A 25944-nucleotide genomic window follows, 5' to 3' on the forward strand; every position below is an offset into this window, starting at 1 on the left:
CCATCACCGCGCGCTACGATGCCTCCCAATCAGAACCATCGGGAGACATCGCCCATGAGCTCACTCGCCGGCAAGCAGGGCCCGCGCTATCGCCACACGGCTGAGGACGGCGCGCCGTACGAAACCATCGCTGTCGAGAAGCTCACGCCGATCATCGGTGCCGAAATCACCGGCGTCGACATCGGCCAACTCGTCTCCGACGCTGCGCGATCCAACCAGCAGATGGACGAGATCCACCGCGCGCTGGCCGAAAACCTCGTCATCTTCTTCCGTAACCAGACGATCACGCCAAAACAGCACCTCGCCTTCGGCCACAAGTTCGGCGAGCTGCATTTCCATCCCGCCGCGCCGCACGAGGATGAAGATCCGGCGCTGATGAAAATCTACGCCGACAAGAATTCGCCGCGCGCCAACGGCGAGGGCTGGCACTCCGACGTCTCCTGCGACCTCGAGCCGCCGATGGGGTCGATCCTCTACATCAAGCAATGCCCGCCGCGCGGCGGCGACACGCTGTTCGCCAACATGTACGCGGCCTACGAGGCGCTATCCGATCGCATGAAGGCCTATCTCGATGGCCTGACCGCCCTGCACGACGGCGAACCGATCTATCGCGGGCTCTATGCGAACTATGGTGTCGCCGACCGCCCGTCCTATCCGAGCGCGGAGCATCCGGTGGTGCGCACCCATCCCGTGACGGGCAAGAAGGCGCTCTACGTCAACAGGGGCTTCGTCAGGCACATCAACGGCATCCCGCGCGACGAGAGCGACGCGATGCTCGCCTATCTCTACCAGCACGCCGAGAACCCGCTGTTCCAGTGCCGGTTCCGCTGGACCGAGAACGCTATCGCCTTCTGGGACAACCGCTGCACCCAGCATCGCGCGATGTGGGATTACTGGCCGCACACGCGCTCCGGCACGCGCGTGACGGTGAAGGGGGAACGGCCGGTTTGAACACATCGTGGCGCATCACAGCCGCTATCGTTGCCGCGCTGATCCCGCTCCTGGTGTCGTCAGTTGGCGACGGCCAGGCGGCTACGGCCCGCAAGCCCGTGCGGGCCATCAAGTCACCTGCGCCGGCGCCGTGCGATCCGCGCAAGTTCAAGATCATCCTCGATGTCGGCCACACCTCCGAATCGCAAGGCGCGACCAGCGCGCGCAACGACGTGGAGTTCGGCTTCAACCTGCAACTGACGCGGCTGATCGGAGCGCGCCTGAAGTCGGCGGGCTTTGCCGCGACCCGCGTGCTGGTGACCGATGGCAAGGCGCGAGCAAGCCTGCTCAAGCGCGTCGGCACCGCCAACGACGCGCATGCGGATTTTTTCCTGTCGGTCCACCACGATTCCGTGCCCGACAAGATGCTCGAAGTGTGGGAATTCGACGGCGCCAAGAGCTATTTCAGCGATCGCTTCAGCGGCCATTCGCTGTTCGTGTCCGAGCGCAATCCGCACTTCACTGCCAGCCTCGGCTTCGCCAAACTGCTGGGCCGGGAGCTGAAGGACAAGGGCTTGCAATACGCCACCCAATACAGCCTGCCGGTCATGGGCCGCTACCGGCATGACCTGCTCGACAAGGATGTCGGCGTCTACCGCTATGACGGGCTCGTCGTGCTCTCGCAGACCCGAAGCGCCGCAGTGCTGCTGGAAGCCGGCTCCATCATCAACCGCGACGAGGAGATGGCGATGAACTCGCCGGAGCGGCGTGAGCTGATTGCAACGGCCGTGGTCACTGCGATGCGGACGTATTGCGAGAAGCGCTCGCCATGACGAGACGCTACAGCGGCGCCCCCTGATACTCGCGGTTCGCCAGGCTCGCCTCTTCCAGATCCAGATCGCGTTCGATCCTGCGCCGCGTCTCGTCGGTGATCTGGCCGTCGCGCAGCAGGTCGTGGATGAATTTGCGCTCGGCGGCGATCAGTTCGCGGGTCAGCGCGGTGCCGGCGGCGGAGACGTCGTGGTGGGCGGGATCGAGCGAGTCCGGAAGCTGGTTGACGCGGATCTCGTGGCGGGCGCGCAAGAGCCGCATCACTTCGTCCGAGACCTCTTTCTCCTCGGTCAACGCATCCAGCGATTTCAGCGCGGCGTCGAGCGCCTGGCGCCGTGCGGCGATCTCGGCCTCGTGTTCGGCGACATGCTCGCTGCGGCCGGCCTCGGCGATGCCGAGCCAGCGCACCACCGGCGGCAGCGTCAGGCCGACGCCGATCAGCGTGATGAAGATGACGCCGAAGGCAACGAACAGGATCAGGTCGCGATAGGGGAAGGCATCGCCATCAGGCAGCGTGAACGGCAGCGCCAGCGCGGCCGCCAGCGACACCGCGCCGCGAACGCCGGTGAAGGCGAGCGCGAACGGCCACTGCCAGGGCGGCGACGGATCGCGTGCGCGCAGCGACTTGCTCAGCATCCGCGGCAGATAGGTCGCAGGGTAGAGCCAGGTGAAGCGCGCGAGAACGATGATGACCACGACCACGGCGGTCGCGAGCATGATGTCGTCGAGCGGGAACGCCTTCGACTTCTCGTAGAGCGCCCGCATCTGGAAGCCGGTGAGCAGGAACAGCACGCCCTCGATCAAATAGATGATCAGGTCCCAGAAGAAGATGCCTTGAAGACGCGTCGACGCCGAGATCAGCAGCGGACCGTTCCAGCTCACATAGAGGCCGCAGGCGACGGTGGCGATCACGCCGGAGCCGCCGACATGCTCGGGCAGCCAGTAGGAGACGTAAGGTGTGATCAATGACAGCGTCAGCTCGACCCGCGGCTCACGGGACCATTTGCGGAAACGCAACGAGAGCCAGCCGACGCCGATACCGAAAGCGATCTCGCCGGCGACGATGAGGGCAAATTCGCCTGCCGCTAGCGGCATGGAGAAATGCCCGACCATGATCGCGGCCAGCGCGAAGCGGTAGAGGATCAGCGCGGTGGCGTCGTTGGCGAGCCCTTCACCCTCGAGAATGACCAGCAGCCGGCGCGGCATGTTCAGCCGGCGTGCGATCGCGAGCGGCGCCACGACGTCGGGCGGCGCGACGATCGCGCCCAGCAGAAAGCCGATGCTCCAGGGCAGGCCGATCACATAGTGGGTGGCCGTTGCGACCATCGCCGCGGTGAAGATCACCGCGCCGACCGCGAGCAGCACGATCGGGCGCAGATTGGTCCTGAACTCGCGCCAGCTCATGGCGACGCTCGCCGAGTAGATCAGCGGCGGCAGCACCATCAGCAGCACCAGTTCCGGCGGCAGCTCCACCGGCGGCATGCCCGGCACGAAAGCGAGGCCGACGCCGGAGAGCATCAGCAGAATGGCAGGCGCCATGTTGAAGCGCCGTGCGACCAGCGCGGTGCCGGCCAGCACCGCGAGCAGGATGAGAAAGGTCTGGAATTTCGCTGCGATCATGACCTGTCTTGGCCCGGAAGCGGCCGAGAGGTCAATGCAAGGCGGCTTACGCCAGCCGGTCGGCCACCATCCGCCCGACGCGGGCGAACACCGCCTCGAGTTGGGCCGCATTCGGCGTGCCGCCCTGAGTGTAAGTAGCGATCAGGATTGGCGCATCGGGTTTGGGCCAGGCGACTGCGATATCGCCCGATGCGTCCTTGCCGTTGTTGCCGGTCTTGTCGCCGATTGTCCAGGCTGCCGGCAGGCCGCCGCGCAGCCGGTTCGCGCCGGTCTTGCAGCCGACCATCCATTCGGTGAGCTGGGCGCGCGAGGCCGGCGACAGCGCTTCGCCCGTCACCAGCCGCTTGAGATTGCCGGCCATCGCTGCGGGCGTCGTGGTGTCATGAGGATCGCCGGGCGGCGAGCGGTTGAGCTCGGGCTCAATATGGTCGAGCCGCGAGGTCGAGTCGCCAAGCGATCGCCAGAACGCCGTGAGGGCGGCAGGGCCGCCGATCCGCGCGAGCAGCAGATTGGCGAAGGTGTTGTCGCTGAGCTCGACGATCGCCTTGCACATGTCGGAGACCGACATCGCGCCGGCCGCGAGATTCTGTTTCGCGACCGGCGCGTATTCCAGAAGATCGGCCTTGCCGTAGGGGATCATGGCGGTCAGCTTCTCCTCGCCGCGATCGACCCGCGCCAGCACGCAGGCCGCCAGCGAAGCCTTGAATGTCGAGCACATCACGAAGCGTTCGTCCGCCCGCCATGAGAGTTTTGCGCCGGTGGTGAGGTTCTCCGCATAGACCCCGATCTTTCCGCCGCTCTCGCGCTCATAGGATTCGAGCTCAGGTGGCGCCTCCGCAGCAAGGACGGGAGCAGCGGCCATCCAGCACAGCGAGGCGAGCAGGGAACGACGGTCGAGCAGCATGAGGACCTTTGGCTGAGACAGAGGTGGGAGATGCAACGAGCGGGCTGTCCCCGCCGTCATTGCGAGCGTAGCGAAGCAATCCAGTCTGTCCCCGCGGTGGGATTCTGGATTGCTTCGCTGCGCTCGCAATGACGGAGAATGGAGGACGAGTGTGCCCGATTTCAGGCAGTGGAGCCTTAATCCTTCAGATCATACCGATACGATTTCGACACGATCTGCCAGCCGTCGGCGAGCTTCATCGCCACCAGATAGTCCGTGAAAAAGCGCGGTGGCAGCTGGCACTTGACCTTGATGAAGGCGGTCTTCTCGTCCGAGCGGTCGATGGTGATGATGAAATCCTCGCGCGGCTTGCCTTCGGCCTTGGCCGAGGGACGCTTGCGGACCCAGGCGAGCCAGTCCGGCACGGTCAGGATCTTCAGCTCGCCCTTTTCAACCCAGCGCAGATCGGCTGAGGGGTGGAACACCTCGCCGAGCTTGTCGGCATCGCCCTCGTAAAGCGCGTCGAAATAGGACTGCACGACGGCTTCGACGCTCGACCGGTTTGGGCTCATGGGTCATCCCTTTGAATGATGGCTTGGCGGAAGCTTAGTCGTACAGATCAAATTGCGCTATCTCCGTCTTCTGCCATTTGCGCGAGGGCGTCATCGTGACGGTTTCACAACATCAGAACGGTCGTATTCTTGCCGGCGAATGCTATTGCCGCGCGGTCCGCTACGAGGTGGCAGATGCGTTCTCCTATGCGCTGAATTGTCACTGCTCAAACTGCCGCCGCACCACCGGTTCCGCCTTCAAGCCATTCGCCGGCATCGAATACGGCAAGCTCCGCCTCGTCAGGGGCGAGGACATCAGGATGATTTACGGGGACGACATCACCCATGATGCGCACTGTGCCCGCTGCGGCTCGCTGCTTTATTCCCGTGTCCGGGAAGGAAAATGGGTCCATGTCGCCATGGGAACCCTGGTCGATGCCCCCTCGATCCGCCCGACCGCCCATATTTTCGTGGGCTCCAAGGCGCCTTGGCACGAGATTACGGACAATCTGCCGCAGTATCGGGGGCACATTGGGGAACCCTAGGGCAAATCCGCCCGGTTGCATTTGGTGGCGAACCGCCAACGCGCTGGCGCGACTAACTAAAGGGATTCCTCGGCCTGTCGCTGGCGTAGTCTTCGTGACGTCCATCACAGGTGCGGGTGGCGGATCTTGCTAAGGTCGTCCCGAGGGTGCGAACTGCCCCGAATTTTTGGAAAGCGTGTCATGCGCAATTTGTTCAAGATTTACCCGCTTCTTCTTGCTGTCGCGCTGATATTTGGCGCCCAGCCTGCCTTCGCTGCAAAGCGCGTCGCGCTCGTGCTGGCCAACTCGGCCTATCAGAACGCGCCCTCGCTCGCCAACCCCGTCAACGACGGTGCGGTGATGGCAAAGACGCTGAGGGATGCCGGGTTCGACGTCGTCGATTCCCGCCACGATCTGACCGCGCTCGAGACGCGGCGCGTGCTGCGCGAGTTCGCCGATGCGACCCGCGATGCCGATATCGCCGTGGTCTATTATGCCGGCCACGGCATCGAGGTCGAAGGCTCCAACTATCTGGTCCCTGTTGACGCCAAGCTCGAGCGCGACACCGACGTCTATGACGAGGCGCTCTCGCTCGATCGCGTTCTGGTCGCGGTCGAGCCGGCCAAGCAGCTGCGCCTGGTGATCCTCGACGCCTGCCGCGACAATCCGTTTGGCAGGACAATGAAGCGAACGCTTGCGTCGCGTGGCATCGGCCGCGGTTTGGCCCAGGTCGAGCCGACCAGCACCAACACGCTGATCGCCTATTCGGCCAAGGCCGGCTTCACCGCTCAGGATGGCGACGGTGCCAACAGCCCCTTCACCGTCGCCTTGTCGAAGCATCTGACGACGCCTGGTCTCGATGTCCGCCGCGCCTTCGGCTTCGTGCGCGACGAGGTGCTCAAATCCACCGGCAACAAGCAGGAGCCGTTCGTCTACGGTTCGCTCGGCGGCGAAGACGTGCCGCTGGTGCCTGTGAAGGCCGTGGCCGCGGCGACGTCCGCGCCCGCGCCCGCAATCAATCCGCAGGCCGACATCCGCCGCGACTATGAGCTCGCGCTCCAGGTCGGCAACAAGCCGGCATGGGAAGCCTTCCTGGCCCAGCATTCAGACGGCTTCTATGCGAACCTTGCCAAGCTCCAGCTCGACAAGATCCTGGCCGAGCAGGTTCATGCGGCCGCGACCGAGAAGGCCAAGCAGGCGGAGGCCGAGCGCGATCGTCTCGCCGCGCTTGGCGCGCAGAAGGACGCGCAAGCCAAGGCTGCGGCCGATGCCAAGGCGGCCGAGCAGGCCCAGCTTGCCGCGCAGAAGGCCAAGGAGCAGGCGCAGCAGCAGGCTGCCGCCGGCGAGCAGCAGCGTGTCAATCTCGCGGCCGCGGTGCCGGGCGCTGCGCCGGCCAGCACGGCGAACCCTGCCGGGACCAATGTCGCTTCGCTGAGCCCGGCCACCACGCCGGCCGATCTCAGCCGCTCGATGCAGACCGAGCTCGGCCGCGTCGGCTGCTACTCCGGTCAGGCCGATGGCAACTGGAATACGTCTTCGCAACGGTCGCTGTCGCAGTTCAATCGCTACGCCGGCACCAAGCTCGACGTGAAGGTGGCGAGCACGGATGCGCTCGACACGGTCAAGTCAAAGCAGTCGCGCGTCTGCCCGCTGGTCTGCGATCACGGTTTCAAGGCCGACGGCAACACATGCACTAAGATCGTCTGCGGCGACGGCTATGTGCTGAACGATGACAATGAATGCGAGAAGCAGCGCGCCGCCAAGCCGACCAAGCCTGCAACTGACAAGCCTGCAACTGCCAAGCGCGACGACAGCGATGACCGTCCCGCACGGCAGCCTCGCCAGTCCGGTGGCGCTGGCGCCGGAGCGGCGGGCGGCGCTGCCGTTGCTGCTCGCGCTGGTCGCGCTACGGGCGGCGGCCAGATCTTTTGTAACGATCTGCTCTGCCGTCCCGTCAGGCCCGGTTGTCATCTCGAGTATCGTGGCGGCGGCGGCCCACACAATGATGCCAATTACGAAGTCTGCAACTGAGGGTGTTGCTTGCAATATTGTCCCGGCGAAGCCGGGACAATATTGCGGGGGATCATGTCGCGATCGCGCTCGCCGCGATGTTCACCGTCAGCGCCAGCAGGGCCGTGTTGTAGATGAACGACACGATGCCGTGCGCGGTGGCGGTACGGCGGATGGTCTTGTCGGTGATACCGACGTCCGAGACCTGGGCGGTCATGCCGATCACGAACGAGAAATAGACGAAGTCCCAATAGTCGGCGTGATCGTCCTTGTCGCCGCTCGGGAACTGCAAGCCGCCGGGCGGATAACGGTAATAATCATGGGCGTAATGCAGCGCGAATGTGGTGTGCACAGCCGCCCAGGAGAGTGCGATGGTGCTGATGGCGATCGTCAACTCCATGGCGCCGCGGTGCGGCGTGCCCAGCTCGTAGACGATCGCGGCAATGCTGGCGAATGCGCCGATCGCCGTCACCAGCAGGATCACGAAGCGGCCATCGTCCTGCATCGCGGCCGCGCGGCGGATGTGCTGATGGTCGTTGCACAGCATCATCGTGTAAACCAGCACGAGATAGGCCGCGATCAGCGCGTCCCAGCCCAACAGCAGCCGCGTCACCAGACGGTACGAACCGGGGATGAGCAGGCAGACGAGGATGCCGACGGCGAGCGAGATGAAGGTCCGCGGTCGTGCGTAGATCAGCCGCATCGGCCGCGACATCTGGTGGAAGCGGGCGAGGACGGGGTCTTCTTTGTCGATTGCCATAATCCCTACGACCTCTCGGTCAACTCGCGTTGTCGCCGCATCGTGGGTGCGCTCCCTCCCCCGCTTGCGGGGGAGGGGTGGGGAGAGGGTTTCTCCGCTCGCGAGAACCCCGAGAGGAGAGAACCCTCACCCGCGCCTTCGGCGCGACCTCTCCCGCAAGCGGGAGAGGTGATGACCCCGTGTCAATTCTTCCGCTCGGCCACGAAATGCGCGGCGGCCTGCAGCACGGCGGCGCGGTCGCCGAAGATCGAGATGGCGCCGTCGGCGCGCGCCAGCAGGTCGCGGACGCGCTGCTTGGCGCCGTCGATGCCGAGCTGGGTGACGAAAGTGGTCTTGCCGAGCGCGGCATCGGCGCCGGCGGGCTTGCCGAGGGCTGCCGCATCGCCTTCGACGTCGAGCAGATCGTCGGCGATCTGGAAGGCTTCGCCGAGCGCGCGGCCGTAATCGTCGAGCGCCTGATATTCTTGTCGAGAGGCCTGGCCGAGGATGGCGCCGGCGATGCAGCCGTAGCGCAGCAGCGCGCCGGTCTTCATCTGCTGAATGCGGGCGACGTCGATCGGCTCGTTGCCGCCAAAGCGGCCTTCGCCGGCGAGATCGAGGATCTGGCCGCCGACCATGCCGCCGATGCCGGCGCAGCGCGCCAATGCGCGCGTGAGCAGCAGCCGCACATTGGCGTCGCGATGGACCTCGTCGCGGGTGATGATGTCGAAAGCGATCGTCAGCAGGCCATCGCCGGCGAGGATCGCTGTGGCGTCATCGGTCTGCTTGTGCAGGGTCGGGCGGCCGCGGCGCAGATCCGAATTGTCCATCGCCGGCAGATCGTCATGGATCAGCGAGTAGCAATGAATGCACTCGAGTGCAGCACCCACGAGCAGGGCGGCTTCGCGGGGAACGCCAAACACGGCTGCGCTCTCGACCACCAGGAACGGCCGCAGGCGCTTGCCGCCATTGAGGCTCGAATAGCGCATGGCGTCCATCAGCCGCTTGGGGCGGGCGATCTCATCGTGCAGGATGTCGTCCGACAGCAGACGCCCGAGCAAGGCCTCGGTGTCATCAGCGGTCTTGTCCAGACGCTTGGCGAAATCGGACGGGGACGTGCCGGTCATCAAGAAGGGCTCCAGAACTAAAATTCGGCGGGACAATCCTTTATGCGCCCGCCCCAGTCAATCGTTTGGAAGGCCTAAAAAGTGCTGGAAAAGGCCCGAATTATCACAGACTTAATGCCGGGATCCGTGGCCGCGTTTCGTTTCGCGCCGGAAAGGTCGATTTGCGCATCGTCAAAATCCTGCTGGTAGCGCTCGCGATCGTGGCGCTCGCGCCCTATGTGATCGCGCCGTTCTACCGCACCGGCCATCCGGTTTCGACGCTGATGGCCTGGCGCTCGCTGACGGGCGCGCCGATGCATCGGGAATGGATTGATCTGGCCGAGATGTCGCCTTATCTGCCGCGCGCGGTGGTGGCCGCCGAGGACGCCCATTTCTGCAAGCATCACGGTATCGATTGGGGCGCGCTGCGCGAGGCAATCAACGACGCGCAGGAGGACGGCGGCGCCTTCCGCGGTGCCTCCACCATCACCCAGCAGGTGGCGAAAAACCTGTTCCTCTGGCAGGGGCGGGATTTCGTCCGCAAGGCGCTGGAATTCCCGCTGGCGCTGTGGATCGATCTCGTCCTGCCCAAGCAGAGGATCCTGGAAATTTACCTCAACATCGCCGAGCTCGGCCCCCAGGGGCAGTTCGGGGCGGAGGCGGGCAGCGCCTATGCGTTCGGCAAGTCGGCCGCAAACCTCTCCCCCCGCGAGGCGGCCCTGCTGGCCTCGATCCTGCCGAATCCGGTCAAACGCAGCGCCAGGGCCCCGGGGCCGGGCGTCAGGCGGCTGGCCGGGACCTATGTGGCCAGAGGGCAGGCCTCCACGCTCTTGACCTGCTGGCGGGAAAATCGCTGATTTCGGGCCCTTTTCCGGGCGTATTTTCCGCTCCAGAACCCTAGCTTTACGGCCAGCCTTCCTCTATAAGCCCGGCCTTGATCGGCATTCAGCTCGCCTCGTATTGCGGGTGCAGAGCCGTCCCCTCGCGGACGATGCCCGGATGAACACCAATCCCTAGAGGATATTGAAATGGCCGTTCCGAGACGTAAAACTTCGCCGTCGCGCCGTGGCATGCGCCGTTCGGCAGACGCCATCAAGAAGCCGACCTATGTGGAAGACAAGGACTCCGGCGAGCTCCGTCGTCCGCACCATCTCGACCTCAAGACCGGCATGTACAAGGGCCGTCAGGTCCTGAAGAAGAAAGAGTCCTAAAGACTCTTCTCAGGCAGGGTGATCCTCAATCAGGATCACGTGACCTGCCTGATTTCGGCCAATCCATGAGATATGACGGTGACGGCGGCGGAGCGGATGCTTCGCCGTCGCGTTGTCTTGCCCGGACATCTTGATCGAGAAGGCGCCTTGCCGATGGTCGGTTTCCCGCTGCTCCTGATTCCGCTCGCGGTCTACAACATCATCGCCTTCCTGATGCCCGGCGTGTCCTTCTCGGACGTGCTGTTCAAGGTGCCGATGATCACGGGCGAAGCCTGGCCGGTCACGCTCGCCGATCTGCTGCTCGCGCTCGGCGTGCTGCTGCTGCTGCTCGAAGTGGTCAAGGGCGCGCGGCCCGGTGCGAAATTCCTGATGGACCATCTGCTGTCGCTGATCATCTTCGGCGCTGCCGCGGCCGAATTTGTGATGTGGCCCAAATTCGGCAACTCCACTTATTTCCTGCTGGTGCTGCTTTCGATGGCCGATTTCCTCGGCGGCATCGCCCAGCGTACGCGCCGGCGCATCGCCTATGTCGCCGCAGAGACCGTCACAGTGCCGCGCAAGGCCAAGCGTCAGGCCGAGCCACGGGCGGATGAAATGGCACCCGAACCCAAGTTCGAACCGGCGCCCGTACCGCAGCCCGCGCCCGTCCCGCCCGCGCCCTCAGCGCAGTCGGTTGCGGAATCCATTTTGATGGACCACCCCGCGCCGAAGCCTGTTATCGCGCCGTCGCCGGAAATTGCCTCGCCGCATTTGCAGCCGGGCAATGGCACGCCGTCCTCGCCCGAAGAGCCGGGACAAGCCCGGGCATGACGATCTCTTGATCCACCGACCGTGGGCGACAATCGTTTTCTAAGCTGGCTACGCCACCTGCCGCGTGCGCGAGGTGACGCTGGGAAGCGGGCGCTTGCTGCCATAGGCCATCAGTGCGTCCTCGGAGGAGCCGCGGCGCAGTCGGCTTGCCTGGGGCAGATGCTCGGCATTGGCGATCAGCTGGGTGACGAAGCTCGGATCGGGACGGGTCACAGGCACCTTGCGGACCAGCTGTAAAACCGGCGTGAGCGGCACCAGCGCGGTACTCGCTTCCCGCGTTGTGTCTTCGAACTGATCCACATTCACCATCGCAACACCGCTGATCCGGTTGTACTGGCGCGTTTTGGGACGCTGGCGCCGGTGCATGTGATGGTCTCGCAAGGCCTATGCCGGCCGAGCCTATTCCGTTCCGAGGGGCCCGGGAACGTGGTTTCCAAATTGTTTATGAACTTTGCCTAGGGTCGGGGACGAATCTGGCCGTATCCTGTGCCGGCTCAGGACTCCCCGCTGTCCCGAAACGAGGCGCTTTTGACCCCAGCATTGCCGCAAGCCTCCGAGATCCTGGCCGCCCTCGGCCAGGCCGTTTTCGTCTGGGATATCGCCAGCGACGCCATCGTCTGGGGCGAGCAGGCCAGCGCCATCTTCCCCGGCATTCCCGCCGAGCGGCTCGCGACCGGTGCCGAGTTCGCCAAGCTGATCGAGCCCGCGCAGGGCTTGCGGACCGCAGCGCTGGCGCAGACGTCCGCGGTGCACGGTGCCGACGGCACGCCCTACCGGGTCGAATATGGCGTGCGCATGAGCGCGTCCGATCCGGTGGTCTGGATCGAGGAGACCGGCCGCTGGTTCGCCGGTGCCGACGGCCGCCCGGTCCGCGCGATCGGCTCCGTCCGCATCAACAACGAGCGGCACGCGCGCGACGAGGAGCTGACCAAGCTTGCCCGGCTCGATCCGCTCACCGGCGAGCTCAATCGCTCACACCTGATCGCGGCGCTGGCCGAGGCGATCGAGGAGACCACCCGTTTCCGCTCGACCGCCGCCTTCATGCTGGTCGGCATTGATCATCTTGCCCGCGTCAACGATGCCTTCGGCTTCGACGTTGCCGACGCCGTGATCCTCGACGTCGCCATGCGCATTCGCGCGCGCCTGCGCGGCGGTGATGTGCTCGGTCGTTTCTCCGGCAACAAGTTCGGCCTGATTCTGAAGAACTGCACCGTCGACGACATGAATGTCGCAGCCGAACGCTTCCTCGCCGGCATCCGTGACGAGGTGGTGCCGACCAAGTCCGGCCCGGTCTCGGTGACCGTCTCGATCGGCGCGGTCAGCCTGCCGCGCTATGCCCGCAATGCCGACGAGGCGATCAACCGCGCCCAGGAGACGCTGGATGCCGCCAAGCGCCGCCGTGTCGGCTCGTTCGCCGCATGGCGTCCGGATCCTGCGCGCGACGCCCAGCGCCGCGTCAATATTCGCGTCACCGACGAGATCGTCACCGCGCTGAACGAGCGTCGTATCAGGCTCGCCTACGAGCCGGTGGTGTCGGCGGCCTCGCGCGAACGCGCATTCCACGAATGCCTGGTGCGGATGGACCAGGGCGACGGCCAGGTGCTGCTCGCACCCGACATCGTGCCGGTCGCCGAGCGGCTTGGCCTGATCAGGCTGGTCGATCATCGCGTGCTCGAGCTCGTCGTCGCCGAGCTCGCGGCCGCGCCGGACGTCAGCCTCAGCCTCAATATCTCGCCTGACACAACGATGGATCCCGACTGGTGGGCGGGCATCGAATCGCTGATGCGTGCTCACCCCGGCGTCGCCGAGCGGCTGATCGTGGAGATCACCGAGACCGTTGCGATCCAGGACATCGACGACGTCCGCGCCTTCGTCGGCCGGCTCAAGAATTTCGGCAGCCGCATCGCCATCGACGATTTCGGCGCCGGCTACACGTCGTTCCGCAATTTGCGCAAGCTCGGCGTTGATATCGTCAAGATCGATGGCGCCTTCGTGCAGAACATCACCCATTCCGCCGACGACCGCGCCTTCGTGCAGACCCTGATCGACCTCGCCCGCCGCCTCGACATCAAGACGGTCGCCGAATGGGTGCAGGACGAGGACGCCGCCACCATGCTGCGCGATTGGGGTTGCGACTACATCCAGGGCCGGTTGATCGGATTGGCGTCAGCCGAGCGCCCGTGGGGCGCGCCGCCGGACAGCGTGCTGCCCGCCGCAAGCTGAGATATCGTGCGGAGTGACCTACTATGATACCTTAATGGCGTAGAGCTTCGCCGTCACGGGTCAACCGCAACTCCAAGAAATTCTCCTTTGAAATCAATGCCATTTCTACTGTGCATGGGGTTGTTTTCGTGACAGCTCGCGAAGGCGAGGGCTTACGCCACGCGGCGGACCGCGTTCAGCGTCTCGATGGTGCGGCCGACCTCGGCCGCCGGACACGGCTTGCCGAAGTAATATCCCTGCACGGCGGTGCAGCCGCACTCGCGGACGAAGTCGAGCTGCTCCACCGTCTCGACGCCTTCCGCCGTGGTCTCGACGCCGAGCACGGAGCCGAGGCTCGCGATGGTGCGGACGATGGCGACGCTTTCAGGGCTTTCACCGAGCGTGCCGACGAAGGAGCGGTCGATCTTGATGCGGTCGAACGGGAATTTGCGCAAGTAACTGAGCGATGAATAGCCGACGCCGAAATCGTCGAGGCTGACGCGCACGCCGAGTGCGCGAAGCTGATGCAGGGTCTCGATCGTGGCTTCGCTGTCGTCGAGCAGCGCCGTTTCGGTCACCTCGAGCTCGAGCCGCTGCGGCGGCAGCCTGGCTTCCGCAAGCGCGCTCGTGACCATGGCCACGAGTCCGCGCGAGTGGAATTGCACGGGCGACAGGTTCACCGCGACCGTGAGGCCGGGCCATGAGGCCGCTGTCGCGCAGGCCGTGCGCAGCACCCATTCGCCGATCGGAACGATCAGCCCGTTCTCTTCGGCAATCGGAATGAACTCGGCCGGCGAAACTAAACCACGCGTCGGATGTTTCCAGCGCAGCAGGGCCTCGAAGCCGGTGAGCTCTGTGGTGTCGAGCCGCACCTGCGGCTGGAACACCAGATGGAATTGGCTCGCTTCCAGCGCGCCGCGCAGATCGTGCTCGAGCGCGTGCCGGCTGCGCGCCTGCTCTTCCATCGCGGGCTCGAACAGCTGATAGGCGCCGCGCCCCTTCGCCTTGGCCTGATACAGCGCAAGGTCGGCGCATTTCATCAGCTCGTCGGCGTCAAGGCCGTGATCGGGCGCGATCGCGATACCGACGGAGACGCCGACATGGATCGACTGGCTTTCCAGCGGCGGCGGATGGCCGATGATCTCGACCAGGCGACGCGCGAGTTGTTCGGCCGATTGCGGCTGCGGTCCGCGCTGCAGCACGGCGAATTCGTCGCCGCCGAGGCGGGCGACGGTATCGTCCTCGCCGACATTCTCCCTCAGCCGCGCCGCGACCCAGCGCAGCAGCCGGTCGCCGGCGGCGTGGCCGAGACGGTCGTTGACGGTCTTGAAATTGTCGAGGTCGAAGCACAGCACGGCCATGGCGCCGCCGGCGATCGCGACCTGGTTCAACCCCTCGCCCATCTTCTCGCGGAACAGCGTGCGATTGGGCAGGTCAGTCAGAGAGTCGTGCCGCGCCATGTGCGCGACCCGGGCCTGGGCCTTGTGACGCTCGGTGACGTCCTCATAGGTGACGACCCAGCCGCCATGCTCCATCCGCTTGTGGTTGAGCTTGATGATGCGGCCGTCGCTCAAATGGCGGTGCAGCGTGTGCTCGCCCTCGCGCAGCCGTTCGACATAGTCGGCATAGAGTTTTGCGGCGGTCGTGTTCGGATGGATGCCGAGATCGCAGCTGTGCTCCATGATCTCGCGCATCGAGACGCCGGGCTTCACGACGTCTGGCGACAGGCCGTACATCTCGATGTAGCGGCGGTTGCAGACGATCACGTGCAGGCTAGGGTCGAGCATGCACAGGCCCTGGCTCATATTGTTCAGCGCCGCGTCGAAGCGACGATATTGCTCGCTGAGCTCCTCGACCGCGCGCTCGCGTTCGGTAATGTCCTCATAGGTGGCGACGAAGCCGCCCTCGGGCAGGGCGCAATAGCGCACCGAGATCACCGTATTGTTGATCATGCGGCGGCGCATCGGCGAGGAATCGTTGTTCTCGATCCGGGCGCGGGCGGTTTCCGTAATCTGCTGCGGGCTGTACTCGGACGCGAAGGCGCCGTTGGCCATCGACCGTTCGATCAGCTCGGAGAGATGCGTGCCCGGTTTGCTCTCCTCTGGCGACAGCCGGTAGATCTTCTGGTAGGTGGAATTGCAGACGCGCAGGCGCATGTCGCTGTCGTAGAAGGCGAGCCCGTGCGCCATGTTCTCCAGCGCGGCATCCAACATGAAATTCTTTTGCTTCAGCGTTTCTTCGTGCTGGAGCTGCTCGGTGACGTCCTCGTGCACCGTGACCCAGCCGCCGTCAGGCATGAAGCGGGAGACCGCCTGGATCTTCCGACCGTCGAAGCGAGTCACCAGGATTGGTCGCGGGTTCCTCGTGTTGACGTCGTTGACCCGGAGAGTCCGAAATTCGCCGCCGGACATACCGGCGAGGTTGCCGCGTGAGAGCCAGTGCGCGATCGCCTCGTCGTGCGTCGCACCGGGTTTCACGATTGCCGGGTCGAGATCGTAGAGATCCAGGAACCGCTCGTTGCAGACGACGACGCGGCTGTCGGCGTCATACATGATGAGGCCGTGGGACATGTGCGCCAGCGCATGCTGGCTGCGTTCGGTCTGAAGCTGCAGCTCGGTCTCAAGGCGCGCGAGCCGGCTGACGTCGTCGCAGATCGTCATCCAGCCGCCGTCGGGAAGCGGCTTCAGTTCGAGCGTGATGACAAGGCCGCTGGCAAGCGTCTGCCGGGTTCGAAACGGCCTGCCGGCTCTGATCAATGCGATCCGCGCCGCGTAGAGTTCGTCGAGCTCGCTCTCAGGGATGTTGCCGCGCGCCACGCTGTGGGCGAGCACATCGCGGTAGCTCGTCCCGAGCCGGACGATATCGGCCGACATGTCGAACAGCTCGATATACCGGCGGTTGACCAGCACGATCCGATTGTCGGCGTCGTAAACGCATACGCCTTGTTCCATACCGTCAAGCGCGAGCTGGCTCAGCGAAAGCAGCGCCTGCCGGCCTTGCTCGCGGTGTGCATCGAACTCGTTCTCGCGGGTCGACGTCATTGGGTCAGCAGGATCCCGGCGGCAATAGACTCAACGCAACGTAAGTCAGCCGCCGAGGGTAGCGAAGAGGCGGGAAAATTCCCTTAAGCGCCGTAGTTTACGGAGGGTGACTGGCGGTGAAGAGATTGTGCGCGCACCGCTTCTACGGCCCGTACAGCACGAGCTCCGTATCGGTGAGATCGCCAAGCCGCGGCCGATGCGGGCCCTTGAAATACTTTCGCCCGCGCCGCTCGGTATAAATACCGACAAGGCCGGCGATGGGCTCGTTGGAATCGACGATCACCGAGATCTTGCCGAGGCGCAGCAGCAGGCGGCCGATGCGACCGGCGCAGGCGGCATATTCGGCGGCGCTGCGGCAGTAGATCAGCTGCATCGCCGGCGGCGCGATGAAACCGCGGCGGATGCGTACCGGTTGCAGGATGAAAGGGAAGACGCCCTTCGGCGTGCGGCAGACGAGGCTGAGGCAATTGTAGCGCGCATGCCGCGTCAGCAACTCGGTCTCGGCCTCGGACAGGCCCTCGATCTGCCTGGTGTGCTGGGAGATGACCTCGATCTTGCTCCAGCGCGGCGCGCGCGACAGCGCCGGCACCGAGAAGAACAGGCCACGGCAATAGGCACGAAAGCCCTGCGTCTCGATGATCGGCCAGGTCCACACTGCCGGGCTGATGTTGAGATAGGTCACATGCTTGTGGCGCTGCGCGATCTTGGTCAGCAGCGGTGCGTAATTGCGGTAGGCCGGTTCGACATACCAGCTCGAGAGGTTGCACTGGACGGCGATCTCCTCGCCATCCTTGCGCGTGGTGTAGATCAGCAGCAGTACACCGACCGGTTCGCCGTCATTGTCGAGCATGTAGCCGAAGCGCGGATAGCCGTCCGGCACCGGCCGGAAGGCCTGCCGGCGCAGGCCCTGGATCCAATAGTTGCGCGAGCGGCCGACGAAGCCGCGCGTCAGCAAGTCCGCGATGGCTTCAACATCGGACTCGGTGATCTCGCGACATCGGACCTTGGTGTGAATCACGCTCGTCTTACCCGTGGAAATGGTCGGCCCCTTCGCTTAACGCCAGCCTTCGCCGTGGGCGTCAGCCGCGATTGGCTGCATGCCCAGGAGGTCCCTCACCTTGGCGGGCCAGGCGGAAACATCCGTGCCGTGAGTGTGGAACATCGCGACGGCCAGACGATCCATGCCGAAGGCGACGCAGCCGGTGTGGGCGGGCTCGCCATTGGCGTCCTGGATGCCCCAGGTCGTGCCGAAATGTTCGCGGTGATAGTTGAAGCTCATGCAGGCGGTCGGCTGCTCTTCCGAGCGCAGCGGAATCAGGAGCTCGAACTTGAGCTGCTGCTGCTTCTGGCTCACCGCCTTCATCTGACCGACGCGGCCGAAGAAGGGATCGCTGGCATAGTCGACGCGGAAAGTCAGGCCGAGATCGGTCGCGATCGCCTGGGCGCGCACCATCCAGCGCTCGCGGAAATCGGCGACGTCGTCGGGCGTGCCGATGCAGACATACTCGCGCATCCGGAACGATTGCAGTCGGTCGAGATGCTTCGAGGGCTCGCGGCGGAAGCAGTCGGCTGCAACGTCGAAGCGCAGGCCGCCTTTCGGCAATTGACCGCGGCTCGCGGCGATCGGATAGACCGGGTAGCAAGCGGCGGGTGACAGCACGAGGTCGGCCGGCGAGAGTGACGTCGTCCAGTCGCCGCCGGCATCGAAGCGGCTCACCGCGGCGTTGATCTCGCGTTCGGTGCCGTGCAAGCCGCAGACGCAGCCGAGTAGGTTCGGAAAGCTCTTGAGGTAGCCGGACTTTTCCAGCTGGGCGCGGCTCATCACCGGCGGGAAACGCATCGCCTCGGTGCCGGCTTCGCGGTGGCTCGTGATCAGCGCGGCAAGCTTGTCGACGACGCCCTCGTAGAGCGCGGTGCGCGCATAGACGCCGTCGGCGCCCATGCGATGGAACAACTTGTCGGCGAGATGATCGAGCGGATCCGCGATCTGCGGCGCGGTCTCGGGTGAATCCGGGAGGACGGCAATGTTCATGGTTCGATGTCCTGCTATTCCAAAATTGTTCTTGTTGGTTTAGTCACGAAGGCTCAATGGCACGCCGCTCATCAGCGTCGAGGTGGCGGCGTTGGCGAGGATGCGGTCGTTGTTGATCATGATGGGCGACGACAACACGTCGCGCAGGTGGCGACCCATGGTGAACTCACCGTCGTTGCGGTAGCCCGCCAGGCCGTTGGTGCGCATCGCATGCATCACGGTCTCGACGGCGAGCTCGGAGGCCTGCACCTTCAGCAGCGTGATCGAGGACTGGAAGTCGAGCGAACCGAGCGCGCGCTCGTCATGCTCGGCTCGGGCAAAAGCGTCGAGATTGGCTGATATCAACGCACGCAGCTTTGCCAGCGACATCTTTGCGGCGGTGAAGTGAGCGGCGGCCGGCGGCATCTGGCCGCCAGAGTTGCGGGCCGCCTTGCGGACGAAAGCCTGTGCACGCGTGACTGAGGCCGCGGCGATGCCGGCCCATACCGACGACCAGCACAGATGTGCGAAAGGCGTCATGGTTTGAGCGTGGATCTTGTCGTAGGCTTCCGGGAAGACGCGGTCGGCAGCGCAATCGACCTTCAGCTCGAAACCGGTCGAGCAGGTGCCGCGCATGCCGAGCGTTTCCCAGCCCTGCGTCTGCTTCAGCGAATAATCGTCCTTGGCGAGTGCCAGCAGCACCTGGTCGGAGGCGGCAGCCTCCGTGGCGCGGCGAGCGATGGTGACGAGACCATCAGCCTCGGCGCCGTAGGAGATCACGGTGGCGTCGCGCACCAGCGAGACGGTGTCACCGGCGTGGTCGACAGCGGCCGCGCTGGCGCGAATGTTGCCGCCGTTCTGGCCTTCGGTGGTGGAGGAGGCGAGCAGCCACTGGTCGCGGGCGACCCGGCGCATCATGGTTTCCATCCAGGGAATGCCATGGCCATGCCTGACGATGCAGGCGACCTTGGTCTGGTGCATCGCGTAGATCATCGCGGTTGAAGCGCAGGCGCGCCCGAGCGTGTAGCAGATGTCGGCGACGTCGTGGATGGAGGCACCAAAGCCGCCGAACTCGACCGGGATCATGACACCGAGCAGCTTCTGCTCACGCGCTATGTCGAAAGCCTTGTGGGGAAAGCGGGCGTCGCGATCGACGCCATCGGCGTCGGCCGCGGCCACGGCGGCCGTGCGAGCCGCACGCTCGATGAGGGAGGGGCCCTGCTCGAGGAGGCTCGTCTGCGTTTCGTCGACAGTGATGACTGCTTCACGCACGTTCATGCTCGTCCGCCTCCGCTTTGTCGTTTGGGATCGCCGGCATCATTCGCGATGCCGTGCAAGCGATCCTCCGACCATCTTTGCTTGTGAGATGAGGCTAGGGATTTAATTCAAATTCGTCGATGAAATAGAGGGTAAACAGACTCCAATTCCGAACGAACAGTTAAGGTCGGGTTGTTTGCATGGCGCGTATTTCGATCATCACGTTAGGGTTTTGGAGAAAACCGGAATTCCAGACAATCTGAGTCATCGTTTACTAAGAAACGGGAAGTAATGGTGACGCCCATTGCAGGATCGGCCCGCGGTGCCCATCGTACCCGGCAACTGGTCGTACCTTTTGTAGACAGATGGGAAGTTAACCATGCAGGGCTTCGACACCGATGTGCGCGTACGCATCATCAAGCTGGTGAAGGGCATTCTCGAGCAGAACTCGCTCACCGCTGATGTCACGCCGCAGACCAAACTCGTCGATGCAGGCCTGACCTCGATGGACATGGTCAATTTGATGCTGGGTGTCGAAGCGGAGTTCGACTTCACGATTCCGCAAGCCGAAATCACGCCCGAGAATTTCCAGTCGGTCGAGACACTGGAACGCATGGTCGCGACCCAGTTGAATCTGGCGACTGCGGCTTAGTCCCAACTGCTTCCCCGGAGTCGTCCTGGCGAAAGCCAGGACCCATTATCCCAGGGCGGCGTTTGGCGAAGGTTAGACGTTCGGGACCAGCAGCTCCTCCCATCGAAAGATTGCGCGGTATGGGTCCTGGCCTTCGCCAGGACGACACCCAATCTGTGGTGAGCGCATGCGCTCCTCACGATAGAATCACAGGCTCCATCCACCCCCGTTTCAAAACCGCCGCAAAACTGGCATAGCTTAACCATGTCGCACGTGGCGGACAGGGGTAAGCAGGCATGACACAGGCGGTACTCGGCATCATCGGCGGCTCCGGCATCTACGATCTGCCGGGCCTCGAGGGCGCGCACGAAGAGGTGATCAAGAGCCCCTGGGGTGAGCCCTCGGCACCCGTGCGGCGCGGCACCATTGCAGGCCTGCCGATCGTATTCCTGCCGCGACACGACAAGGGTCACCGGCTGTCGCCGTCCGACATCAACTATCGCGCCAATATCGACGTGCTCAAGCGCGCCGGCGTCACCGATCTGATCTCGCTCTCGGCCTGCGGTTCCTTCAAGGAGGAGATGCCGCCCGGCACTTTCGTCCTGGTCGATCAGTTCGTCGACCGTACCCATAAGCGCGAGAGCTCGTTCTTCGGCAAGGGTTGCGTTGCGCATGTCTCGATGGCGCATCCGGTCTCGCCACGACTGCGCGTCAATCTGGCTGCGGCGGCCGAAGCCGAGGGGATCGCGATCGCGCGCGGCGGCACCTATGTTTGCATGGAGGGACCGCAATTCTCCACCTATGCCGAAAGCATGACTTACAAGACGCAGGGATACTCCGTGATCGGCATGACCAATATGCCGGAGGCAAAGCTCGCCCGCGAGGCCGAGATCTGCTACGCGACAGTCGCAATGGTGACGGATTTCGATTGCTGGCACCCCGATCACGACGCAGTCACCGTGCAGGATATCATCCGCGTGCTGACCTCCAACGCCGACAAGGCAAAGTCACTGGTGGCGCGGCTCGCCAGGGATTTTCCGCGCGAGCATGAGCCGTGCCCGATCGGCTCGGACCGTGCGCTCGACACCGCGCTGATCACAGCGCCCGAGGCGCGCGATCCCGAGCTTCTGAAGAAGCTGGATGCGGTGGCCGGGCGCATCCTGCGCGGTTGAGACGCAAGAAGAACGAAAAGGCATGAGGCCATGAAGGTCGACGGCAGGCATTTCCGCAGCATCTGGCGCGAGCGCGACGGCTGGTCGGTCGGCGCGATCGACCAGCGCCGGCTCCCGCATGAGTTCATCATTGCGAAGCTGACCACGTGCGAGGGCGCGGCAGTCGCAATCCGCGACATGCTGGTGCGCGGCGCGCCTCTGATTGGCGCCACGGCCGCCTATGGCATGGCGCTTGCGATGCGCGAGGACCCGTCTGATGCCGGCCTGAAGCGCGCCTATGACGTGCTGGTCGTGACGCGGCCGACTGCGATCAATCTGAAGTGGGCGCTCGATGAGATGCGCGCGGCACTCGTGCCGATCGATCCGGTCGAACGTGCTGAGGCGGCCTATGCCCGCGCCGATGAGATCGTCGAGCAGGATGTCGAGATCAACCGCGGCATCGCCGCCAACGGCCTTGCTTTGATCGAGGCGATCGTCGCGGCAAAGAAGCCGGGCGAGACGGTCAATGTGCTGACCCATTGCAACGCCGGTTGGCTCGCCACCGTCGACTGGGGCACAGCGACCGCGCCGATCTATCTCGCGCATGAGCGCGGCATCAAAATCCATGTCTGGGTCGACGAGACCCGTCCGCGCAATCAGGGCGCTTCGCTCACAGCCTGGGAGCTCGGCCATCACGGCGTGCCGCACACCGTGATTCCCGACAACACCGGCGGGCATCTGATGCAGCACGGCATGGTTGATCTCGCCATCGTCGGGACTGACCGCGTCGCCGCCAATGGCGATGTCTGCAACAAGATCGGCACCTATCTGAAGGCGCTGGCCGCGCATGATAATAACGTGCCGTTCTATGTCGCGCTGCCGTCGCCGACGATCGATTTCGCGGTGAATGACGGTATCCGCGATATCCCGATCGAGCAGCGCAGCGGCACGGAAGTTACCGATATGACCGGCCGTACCGCCGATGGCCGGCTGGAAACAGTGCGCATCGTGCCCGAAGGCTCGCCGGTCGCGAATTACGCCTTCGACGTGACACCGGCACGCCTCGTCACCGGTTTCATCACCGAGCGCGGTGTGCTGAAGCCGGATCGTGCTTCGTTGGCGGCTGCCTTCCCCGAGCGGATCGCGACTGCAGCGGAGTAGTTCCGGCTAATAGAGCTTCAACCCTGTCGCCGCCTCGAGCTCGGCGATGGCCTGCGCGCCGCTCGCGACCTTGATCGTGGTCATACCCATCTCGCGCGCGGGCTTCAAATTGACGCCGAGGTCATCGAGATAAACGCATTTGCCGGGGTCGACCTTCAGCGTCTCGACCATCAGCTGGTAAATGCGCGGGTCCGGCTTGCGCAAGCCGATCTTGGCGGATTCGATGACGTGATCGAACAGCACCATCACCTCGGCGACGTAGAGCGAGCGGCCGGTCATGCTGCCGATCGCGTTGGCCGGGAGATTGTTGGTGATGCAGCCGGTCTTGAACTTGGCTTTGATGCGCTTCAGCGCATCGACCATCTCGGGGCGCAAATCTCCCTGGAGCAGCGGCAGCACGTCGCGTCCGCGCACCTCGGCGCCGAGCGCGAGTGATTCCGCCGCGAACAGCTTATCGAATGTGTCGATATCGACTTCGGCGCGCTCGAACTTCGCCCAGGCATTTTCGAGGTGATTGGCGGCATTGGTGCGCCGGATGATGTCCGTGGGCAGGCCGCGCTCGGTCTCGTATCGCGCGAATGCCTCGAACGGCGAACTCGTCAACACGCCGCCAAAATCAAAGATCACAGCCTCGATCGTCACTCGCCTGCCCTCGTCAATTGCTTTCCAAGACGGCTAGCATGCGCTATCGGCGAGGGCCAGTCCCGCCGACGCAAGAGCGTGTTCCCATGAAGAAGCTCGCAACTCTCATCACCGCCGCGCTGCTGCTCACCGCGCCCGCTCGCGCCATCGTCGGCGGCGGCACGCCGCAGACGGAAGGCGTTGCGCGTGCGGTTGTCACCATCGTCGGCTCGCGCGGCAATTTCTGCACCGGCAGCCTGATTGCGCCGAAGCTGGTGCTGACGGTCGCGCACTGCGTGCAGCCCGGCGTCGACTACAAGATCGTCGATCGTGGCGCTGACGGCGCGCCGCAATTGCTGAACGTGCGCACCGTCGCGATTCATCCGGGTTTCAACATGCAGGCGATGGAAGCGCATCGCGCCACCGCCGACGTGGCATTGCTGCAACTGGAAATTCCACTCAAGGGAAAATCGACGGTGCCGGTGGGCGCGCCCAATATTCCCATTCGGGTCGGCAGTCGTTTCACCATCGCCGGTATCGGCGTCACCGTGCGTGGCGATGGCAAGAGCGGCGGTGCAATTCGCGTTGCCGGTCTCGTTGCGACAGGTCAGCCCGGCACGTTCCAGATTCGCCTGGTCGATCCCGTAACCAACGGTGTTCGTGACGGAATCGGCGCCTGCACCGGCGATTCCGGCGGTCCGGTGTTCGAGGACAAGCCTGATGGTGCCGTTCTCGTCGGCGTCATCAGCTGGTCGACGGGGCCAAACGGCGCTGTCGGCTGTGGCGGATTGACCGGGGTCACGCCGCTGACGCTCTATCGCGACTGGATCCTGCAGACGGCGCGGAGCTGGGGCGCGGCGCTTTGACTTGATCGCGACTTGATCTATGTCATTTTGCAAGGGAAGCGCGATGGGCGACTATGTCCGTCGCGGAGGAAACGCGCTGCCAGTGAAAGGCGGCCTGAAAAAGACAAGGCAAAGAAACAACAATGAATGTCGCTGTTCGCAGTCAAGCCACCACCAAACAGGCCTCAGAACATTTCGACGTGCTCATCGTCGGCGCCGGCATCTCCGGCATTGGCAGCGCTTATCACCTCGAAAAGCAACTGCCGGGTACGAGCTACGTCATTCTGGAAACGCAGGCGACGTTCGGCGGTACCTGGAGCACGCATCGTTATCCGGGCATCCGCTCCGACAGCGATCTTCACACCTTCGGCTACAGCTTCAAGCCCTGGGTCGGGCCGCCCATCGCGACCGCCGAGGAAATCCTCGCCTATATGAACGAGGTGATCGACGACAACGATATCGCCCGCCACATCCGCTACAAGCACAAGATCGTCTCGGCGAGCTGGTCGAGCGAGCAGAATCTCTGGACCATCGAGGCGGTGACGACGGACACCGGTGAGGCCAAGACCTTCTCCGCAAACTTCCTCTGGATGTGCCAGGGCTATTACCGCCATTCGGAAGGCTACACGCCGGAATGGAAGGGCATGGATCGTTTCAAGGGCCGCATCGTCCATCCGCAGACCTGGCCTGACGATATCGACCTCAAGGACAAGAAGGTCGTGGTGATCGGTTCAGGCGCGACGGCGGCGACGCTGGTGCCGAACATCGCCGACGACTGCGCGCATGTGACCATGCTGCAGCGCTCGCCGACCTACTTCCGGCTGGGCCGCAACGCCATCGAGATCGCGGAGGAATTGCGCCGGCTTCAGATCGATGAGACCTGGATCCACGAGATCGTTCGCCGCAAGATCCTGTTCGAGCAGGATGCGTTCACAAAGCTCTGCCTCGCCAAGCCGGAACAGGTGAAGAAGGAGCTGATCGGCCAGATCAGCGCCGTGCTCGGTCCGGACTACGACGTCGAGACGCATTTCACGCCGAGCTATCGTCCGTGGCGGCAGCGCATCGCCTTCGTGCCCGATGCCGATTTGTTCAAGGGGATCGCCAGCGGCAAGGCCTCGGTCGTCACCGACGAGATCGAAAGCTTCGTCGAGAACGGCATCCAGCTCAAATCCGGCAAGCTGCTGGAGGCCGATGTCATCGTCACCGCGACCGGCTTCAATCTCTCGGCGCTGGGCGACATCGCCTTCGCGATCGACGGCAAGCCGCTCGCCTTCGGCGACACCGTCACCTATCGCGGCATGATGTTCACGGGGGTGCCGAACATGGTCTGGGTGTTCGGCTATTTCCGAGCGAGCTGGACGCTCCGGGTCGATCTGGTCGCCGACTTCGTCTGCCGCCTGCTCGGCCATATGAAGGCAAAGGGCAAGAAGAAGGTCGAGGTGGCCCTGCGCCCCGAAGATCACAACATGCCGATCCTGCCCTGGATCGATCCGGAGAACTTCAATCCCGGCTACATCATGCGCAACATGAACCTGCTGCCCAAGCGCGGCGACAAGCCGGAATGGCAGCACAGCCAGGACTACTGGACCGAGAAGGACGAGATCCCGAAGACGGATCTGGATGATAAGGCGTTTGTGTACGGGTGAGGGGGCTCGACGCTAACACCATATTTCAGTGTCGTCCTGGCGAAAGCCAGGACCCATTACCCCAGCGAGTAGTTGTGTTGCGAGCTGGTCACCACGGGTCTTCGGCAAACTACTCCCTGTGGTAATGGGTCCTGGATCTGCGCTTCGCTTGTCCAGGACGACG

24 protein-coding genes are annotated in these 25944 nt (G+C 64.2%); 13 read left to right on the forward strand and 11 right to left on the reverse strand.

The window, feature by feature from the left end; genetic code table 11:
- Positions 1–54: 54 nt before the first annotated feature.
- Together M2427_RS03320 and M2427_RS03325 are read left to right on the forward strand one after the other, a co-directional pair.
- Positions 55–951 (forward strand): TauD/TfdA family dioxygenase, encoded by an 897-nt coding sequence (locus M2427_RS03320; RefSeq protein WP_280704727.1) that lies wholly within the window; start codon positions 55–57, stop codon positions 949–951.
- The gene (locus tag M2427_RS03325; protein WP_280704728.1) at positions 948–1763 is read left to right on the forward strand and encodes an N-acetylmuramoyl-L-alanine amidase; all 816 of its coding nucleotides are present in this window, start codon (positions 948–950) and stop codon (positions 1761–1763) included. The genes M2427_RS03320 and M2427_RS03325 overlap by 4 nt, the downstream gene beginning before the upstream one ends.
- 7 nt (positions 1764–1770) lie before the next feature.
- On the opposite strand, the gene M2427_RS03330 is transcribed toward M2427_RS03325, so the two are convergent.
- The 3 genes from M2427_RS03330 to M2427_RS03340 form a co-directional block, all read right to left on the reverse strand.
- A complete protein-coding gene (locus M2427_RS03330; RefSeq protein ID WP_280704729.1) occupies positions 1771–3381 on the reverse strand; it encodes a Na+/H+ antiporter in 1611 nt (536 codons plus the stop codon).
- A 46-nt stretch (positions 3382–3427) separates the two neighbouring features.
- A complete protein-coding gene (bla, locus tag M2427_RS03335) occupies positions 3428–4285 on the reverse strand; it encodes a class A beta-lactamase (RefSeq protein ID WP_280704730.1) in 858 nt (285 codons plus the stop codon).
- A 176-nt stretch (positions 4286–4461) separates the two neighbouring features.
- On the reverse strand, positions 4462–4836 hold the full coding sequence (locus M2427_RS03340; RefSeq protein WP_280704731.1) for a nuclear transport factor 2 family protein: 375 nt from the start codon (positions 4834–4836) through the stop codon (positions 4462–4464).
- 95 nt (positions 4837–4931) lie between these two features.
- Between M2427_RS03340 and M2427_RS03345 the strand changes: the two genes are divergently transcribed.
- Positions 4932–5360, forward strand: coding sequence for a GFA family protein (locus tag M2427_RS03345; protein WP_280704733.1), 429 nt, complete (start codon positions 4932–4934; stop codon positions 5358–5360).
- Positions 5361–5540: 180 nt separating this feature from the next.
- Complete coding sequence (locus M2427_RS03350) at positions 5541–7370, forward strand: caspase family protein (RefSeq protein WP_280704734.1); 1830 nt, start codon at positions 5541–5543, stop codon at positions 7368–7370.
- 52 nt (positions 7371–7422) lie between these two features.
- On the opposite strand, the gene M2427_RS03355 is transcribed toward M2427_RS03350, so the two are convergent.
- Both M2427_RS03355 and M2427_RS03360 read right to left on the reverse strand, forming a co-directional pair.
- On the reverse strand, positions 7423–8109 hold the full coding sequence (locus M2427_RS03355) for a DUF1345 domain-containing protein (RefSeq protein ID WP_280704736.1): 687 nt from the start codon (positions 8107–8109) through the stop codon (positions 7423–7425).
- 182 nt (positions 8110–8291) lie between these two features.
- Positions 8292–9215: a farnesyl diphosphate synthase gene (locus tag M2427_RS03360; protein WP_280704738.1), complete on the reverse strand. Its 924-nt coding sequence runs from the start codon at positions 9213–9215 to the stop codon at positions 8292–8294.
- 161 nt (positions 9216–9376) lie between these two features.
- On the opposite strand from M2427_RS03360, the gene mtgA reads away from it, so the two are divergent.
- The 3 genes from mtgA (at position 9377) to M2427_RS03375 (ending at position 11215) form a co-directional block, all read left to right on the forward strand.
- Positions 9377–10051: a monofunctional biosynthetic peptidoglycan transglycosylase gene (mtgA, locus tag M2427_RS03365; RefSeq protein WP_280704739.1), complete on the forward strand. Its 675-nt coding sequence runs from the start codon at positions 9377–9379 to the stop codon at positions 10049–10051.
- 171 nt (positions 10052–10222) lie between these two features.
- Positions 10223–10405, forward strand: a complete 183-nt coding sequence (gene rpmF, locus M2427_RS03370) for a 50S ribosomal protein L32 (RefSeq protein WP_007598106.1) — start codon at positions 10223–10225, stop codon at positions 10403–10405.
- Between the two features lie 153 nt (positions 10406–10558).
- Positions 10559–11215, forward strand: coding sequence for a hypothetical protein (locus tag M2427_RS03375; RefSeq protein WP_280704740.1), 657 nt, complete (start codon positions 10559–10561; stop codon positions 11213–11215).
- A 48-nt stretch (positions 11216–11263) separates the two neighbouring features.
- Here M2427_RS03375 and M2427_RS03380 read toward each other — a convergent pair whose 3' ends face one another.
- Positions 11264–11524, reverse strand: a complete 261-nt coding sequence (locus tag M2427_RS03380) for a hypothetical protein (protein ID WP_280705204.1) — start codon at positions 11522–11524, stop codon at positions 11264–11266.
- Positions 11525–11743: 219 nt separating this feature from the next.
- Here M2427_RS03380 and M2427_RS03385 point away from each other — a divergent pair, with 219 nt between their 5' ends.
- Entirely contained in the window at positions 11744–13438 is a 1695-nt protein-coding gene (locus M2427_RS03385; protein WP_280704741.1) for a bifunctional diguanylate cyclase/phosphodiesterase, read from the forward strand.
- Between the two features lie 152 nt (positions 13439–13590).
- Here M2427_RS03385 and M2427_RS03390 read toward each other — a convergent pair whose 3' ends face one another.
- The 4 genes from M2427_RS03390 to M2427_RS03405 all read right to left on the reverse strand — a co-directional run bounded on the left by M2427_RS03390 (position 13591) and on the right by M2427_RS03405 (position 19747).
- Complete coding sequence (locus tag M2427_RS03390; protein ID WP_280704742.1) at positions 13591–16458, reverse strand: PAS-domain containing protein; 2868 nt, start codon at positions 16456–16458, stop codon at positions 13591–13593.
- A 142-nt stretch (positions 16459–16600) separates the two neighbouring features.
- Positions 16601–17476, reverse strand: a complete 876-nt coding sequence (locus tag M2427_RS03395; RefSeq protein ID WP_280704743.1) for an acyl-CoA acyltransferase — start codon at positions 17474–17476, stop codon at positions 16601–16603.
- A gap of 36 nt (positions 17477–17512) precedes the next feature.
- Complete coding sequence (locus tag M2427_RS03400) at positions 17513–18490, reverse strand: amino acid--[acyl-carrier-protein] ligase (protein WP_280704744.1); 978 nt, start codon at positions 18488–18490, stop codon at positions 17513–17515.
- A 39-nt stretch (positions 18491–18529) separates the two neighbouring features.
- Positions 18530–19747 carry an acyl-CoA dehydrogenase family protein gene (locus tag M2427_RS03405; RefSeq protein WP_280704745.1) on the reverse strand — a complete coding sequence of 406 codons (1218 nt, stop codon included), beginning with the start codon at positions 19745–19747 and terminating at the stop codon, positions 18530–18532.
- 358 nt (positions 19748–20105) lie between these two features.
- Here M2427_RS03405 and M2427_RS03410 point away from each other — a divergent pair, with 358 nt between their 5' ends.
- The 3 genes from M2427_RS03410 (at position 20106) to mtnA (ending at position 22669) form a co-directional block, all read left to right on the forward strand.
- Positions 20106–20378, forward strand: a complete 273-nt coding sequence (locus M2427_RS03410) for a phosphopantetheine-binding protein (RefSeq protein WP_280704746.1) — start codon at positions 20106–20108, stop codon at positions 20376–20378.
- 275 nt (positions 20379–20653) lie between these two features.
- Entirely contained in the window at positions 20654–21529 is an 876-nt protein-coding gene (locus M2427_RS03415; RefSeq protein ID WP_280704748.1) for an S-methyl-5'-thioadenosine phosphorylase, read from the forward strand.
- Between the two features lie 30 nt (positions 21530–21559).
- Positions 21560–22669 carry an S-methyl-5-thioribose-1-phosphate isomerase gene (gene mtnA, locus M2427_RS03420; protein ID WP_280704749.1) on the forward strand — a complete coding sequence of 370 codons (1110 nt, stop codon included), beginning with the start codon at positions 21560–21562 and terminating at the stop codon, positions 22667–22669.
- A 6-nt stretch (positions 22670–22675) separates the two neighbouring features.
- On the opposite strand, the gene M2427_RS03425 is transcribed toward mtnA, so the two are convergent.
- Positions 22676–23311 carry an HAD-IA family hydrolase gene (locus M2427_RS03425; protein WP_280704750.1) on the reverse strand — a complete coding sequence of 212 codons (636 nt, stop codon included), beginning with the start codon at positions 23309–23311 and terminating at the stop codon, positions 22676–22678.
- 86 nt (positions 23312–23397) lie between these two features.
- On the opposite strand from M2427_RS03425, the gene M2427_RS03430 reads away from it, so the two are divergent.
- Positions 23398–24156 (forward strand): trypsin-like serine protease, encoded by a 759-nt coding sequence (locus tag M2427_RS03430; RefSeq protein ID WP_280704751.1) that lies wholly within the window; start codon positions 23398–23400, stop codon positions 24154–24156.
- A 122-nt stretch (positions 24157–24278) separates the two neighbouring features.
- Positions 24279–25781 (forward strand): NAD(P)/FAD-dependent oxidoreductase, encoded by a 1503-nt coding sequence (locus M2427_RS03435; RefSeq protein WP_280704752.1) that lies wholly within the window; start codon positions 24279–24281, stop codon positions 25779–25781.
- Positions 25782–25944 lie beyond the last annotated feature (163 nt).

The sequence above is a fragment of the Bradyrhizobium sp. BR13661 genome, from assembly GCF_029892425.1.
Classification (GTDB): domain Bacteria; phylum Pseudomonadota; class Alphaproteobacteria; order Rhizobiales; family Xanthobacteraceae; genus Bradyrhizobium.

What these genes read in the sequence shown, in the direction of transcription:
- bla (WP_280704730.1), bottom strand. Translation starts at nt 4,285, where the DNA reads ATGCTGCTCGACCGTCGTTCCCTGCTCGCCTCGCTGTGCTGGATGGCC.
- M2427_RS03410 (WP_280704746.1), top strand. Translation starts at nt 20,106, where the DNA reads ATGCAGGGCTTCGACACCGATGTGCGCGTACGCATCATCAAGCTGGTG.
- rpmF (WP_007598106.1), top strand. Translation starts at nt 10,223, where the DNA reads ATGGCCGTTCCGAGACGTAAAACTTCGCCGTCGCGCCGTGGCATGCGC.
- M2427_RS03390 (WP_280704742.1), bottom strand. Translation starts at nt 16,458, where the DNA reads ATGACGTCGACCCGCGAGAACGAGTTCGATGCACACCGCGAGCAAGGC.
- M2427_RS03340 (WP_280704731.1), bottom strand. Translation starts at nt 4,836, where the DNA reads ATGAGCCCAAACCGGTCGAGCGTCGAAGCCGTCGTGCAGTCCTATTTC.
- M2427_RS03380 (WP_280705204.1), bottom strand. Translation starts at nt 11,524, where the DNA reads ATGGTGAATGTGGATCAGTTCGAAGACACAACGCGGGAAGCGAGTACC.
- M2427_RS03355 (WP_280704736.1), bottom strand. Translation starts at nt 8,109, where the DNA reads ATGGCAATCGACAAAGAAGACCCCGTCCTCGCCCGCTTCCACCAGATG.
- M2427_RS03430 (WP_280704751.1), top strand. Translation starts at nt 23,398, where the DNA reads ATGAAGAAGCTCGCAACTCTCATCACCGCCGCGCTGCTGCTCACCGCG.
- M2427_RS03375 (WP_280704740.1), top strand. Translation starts at nt 10,559, where the DNA reads ATGGTCGGTTTCCCGCTGCTCCTGATTCCGCTCGCGGTCTACAACATC.
- M2427_RS03320 (WP_280704727.1), top strand. Translation starts at nt 55, where the DNA reads ATGAGCTCACTCGCCGGCAAGCAGGGCCCGCGCTATCGCCACACGGCT.
- M2427_RS03435 (WP_280704752.1), top strand. Translation starts at nt 24,279, where the DNA reads ATGAATGTCGCTGTTCGCAGTCAAGCCACCACCAAACAGGCCTCAGAA.
- M2427_RS03350 (WP_280704734.1), top strand. Translation starts at nt 5,541, where the DNA reads ATGCGCAATTTGTTCAAGATTTACCCGCTTCTTCTTGCTGTCGCGCTG.
- mtnA (WP_280704749.1), top strand. Translation starts at nt 21,560, where the DNA reads ATGAAGGTCGACGGCAGGCATTTCCGCAGCATCTGGCGCGAGCGCGAC.
- M2427_RS03415 (WP_280704748.1), top strand. Translation starts at nt 20,654, where the DNA reads ATGACACAGGCGGTACTCGGCATCATCGGCGGCTCCGGCATCTACGAT.
- M2427_RS03360 (WP_280704738.1), bottom strand. Translation starts at nt 9,215, where the DNA reads ATGACCGGCACGTCCCCGTCCGATTTCGCCAAGCGTCTGGACAAGACC.
- M2427_RS03400 (WP_280704744.1), bottom strand. Translation starts at nt 18,490, where the DNA reads ATGAACATTGCCGTCCTCCCGGATTCACCCGAGACCGCGCCGCAGATC.
- M2427_RS03330 (WP_280704729.1), bottom strand. Translation starts at nt 3,381, where the DNA reads ATGATCGCAGCGAAATTCCAGACCTTTCTCATCCTGCTCGCGGTGCTG.
- M2427_RS03405 (WP_280704745.1), bottom strand. Translation starts at nt 19,747, where the DNA reads ATGAACGTGCGTGAAGCAGTCATCACTGTCGACGAAACGCAGACGAGC.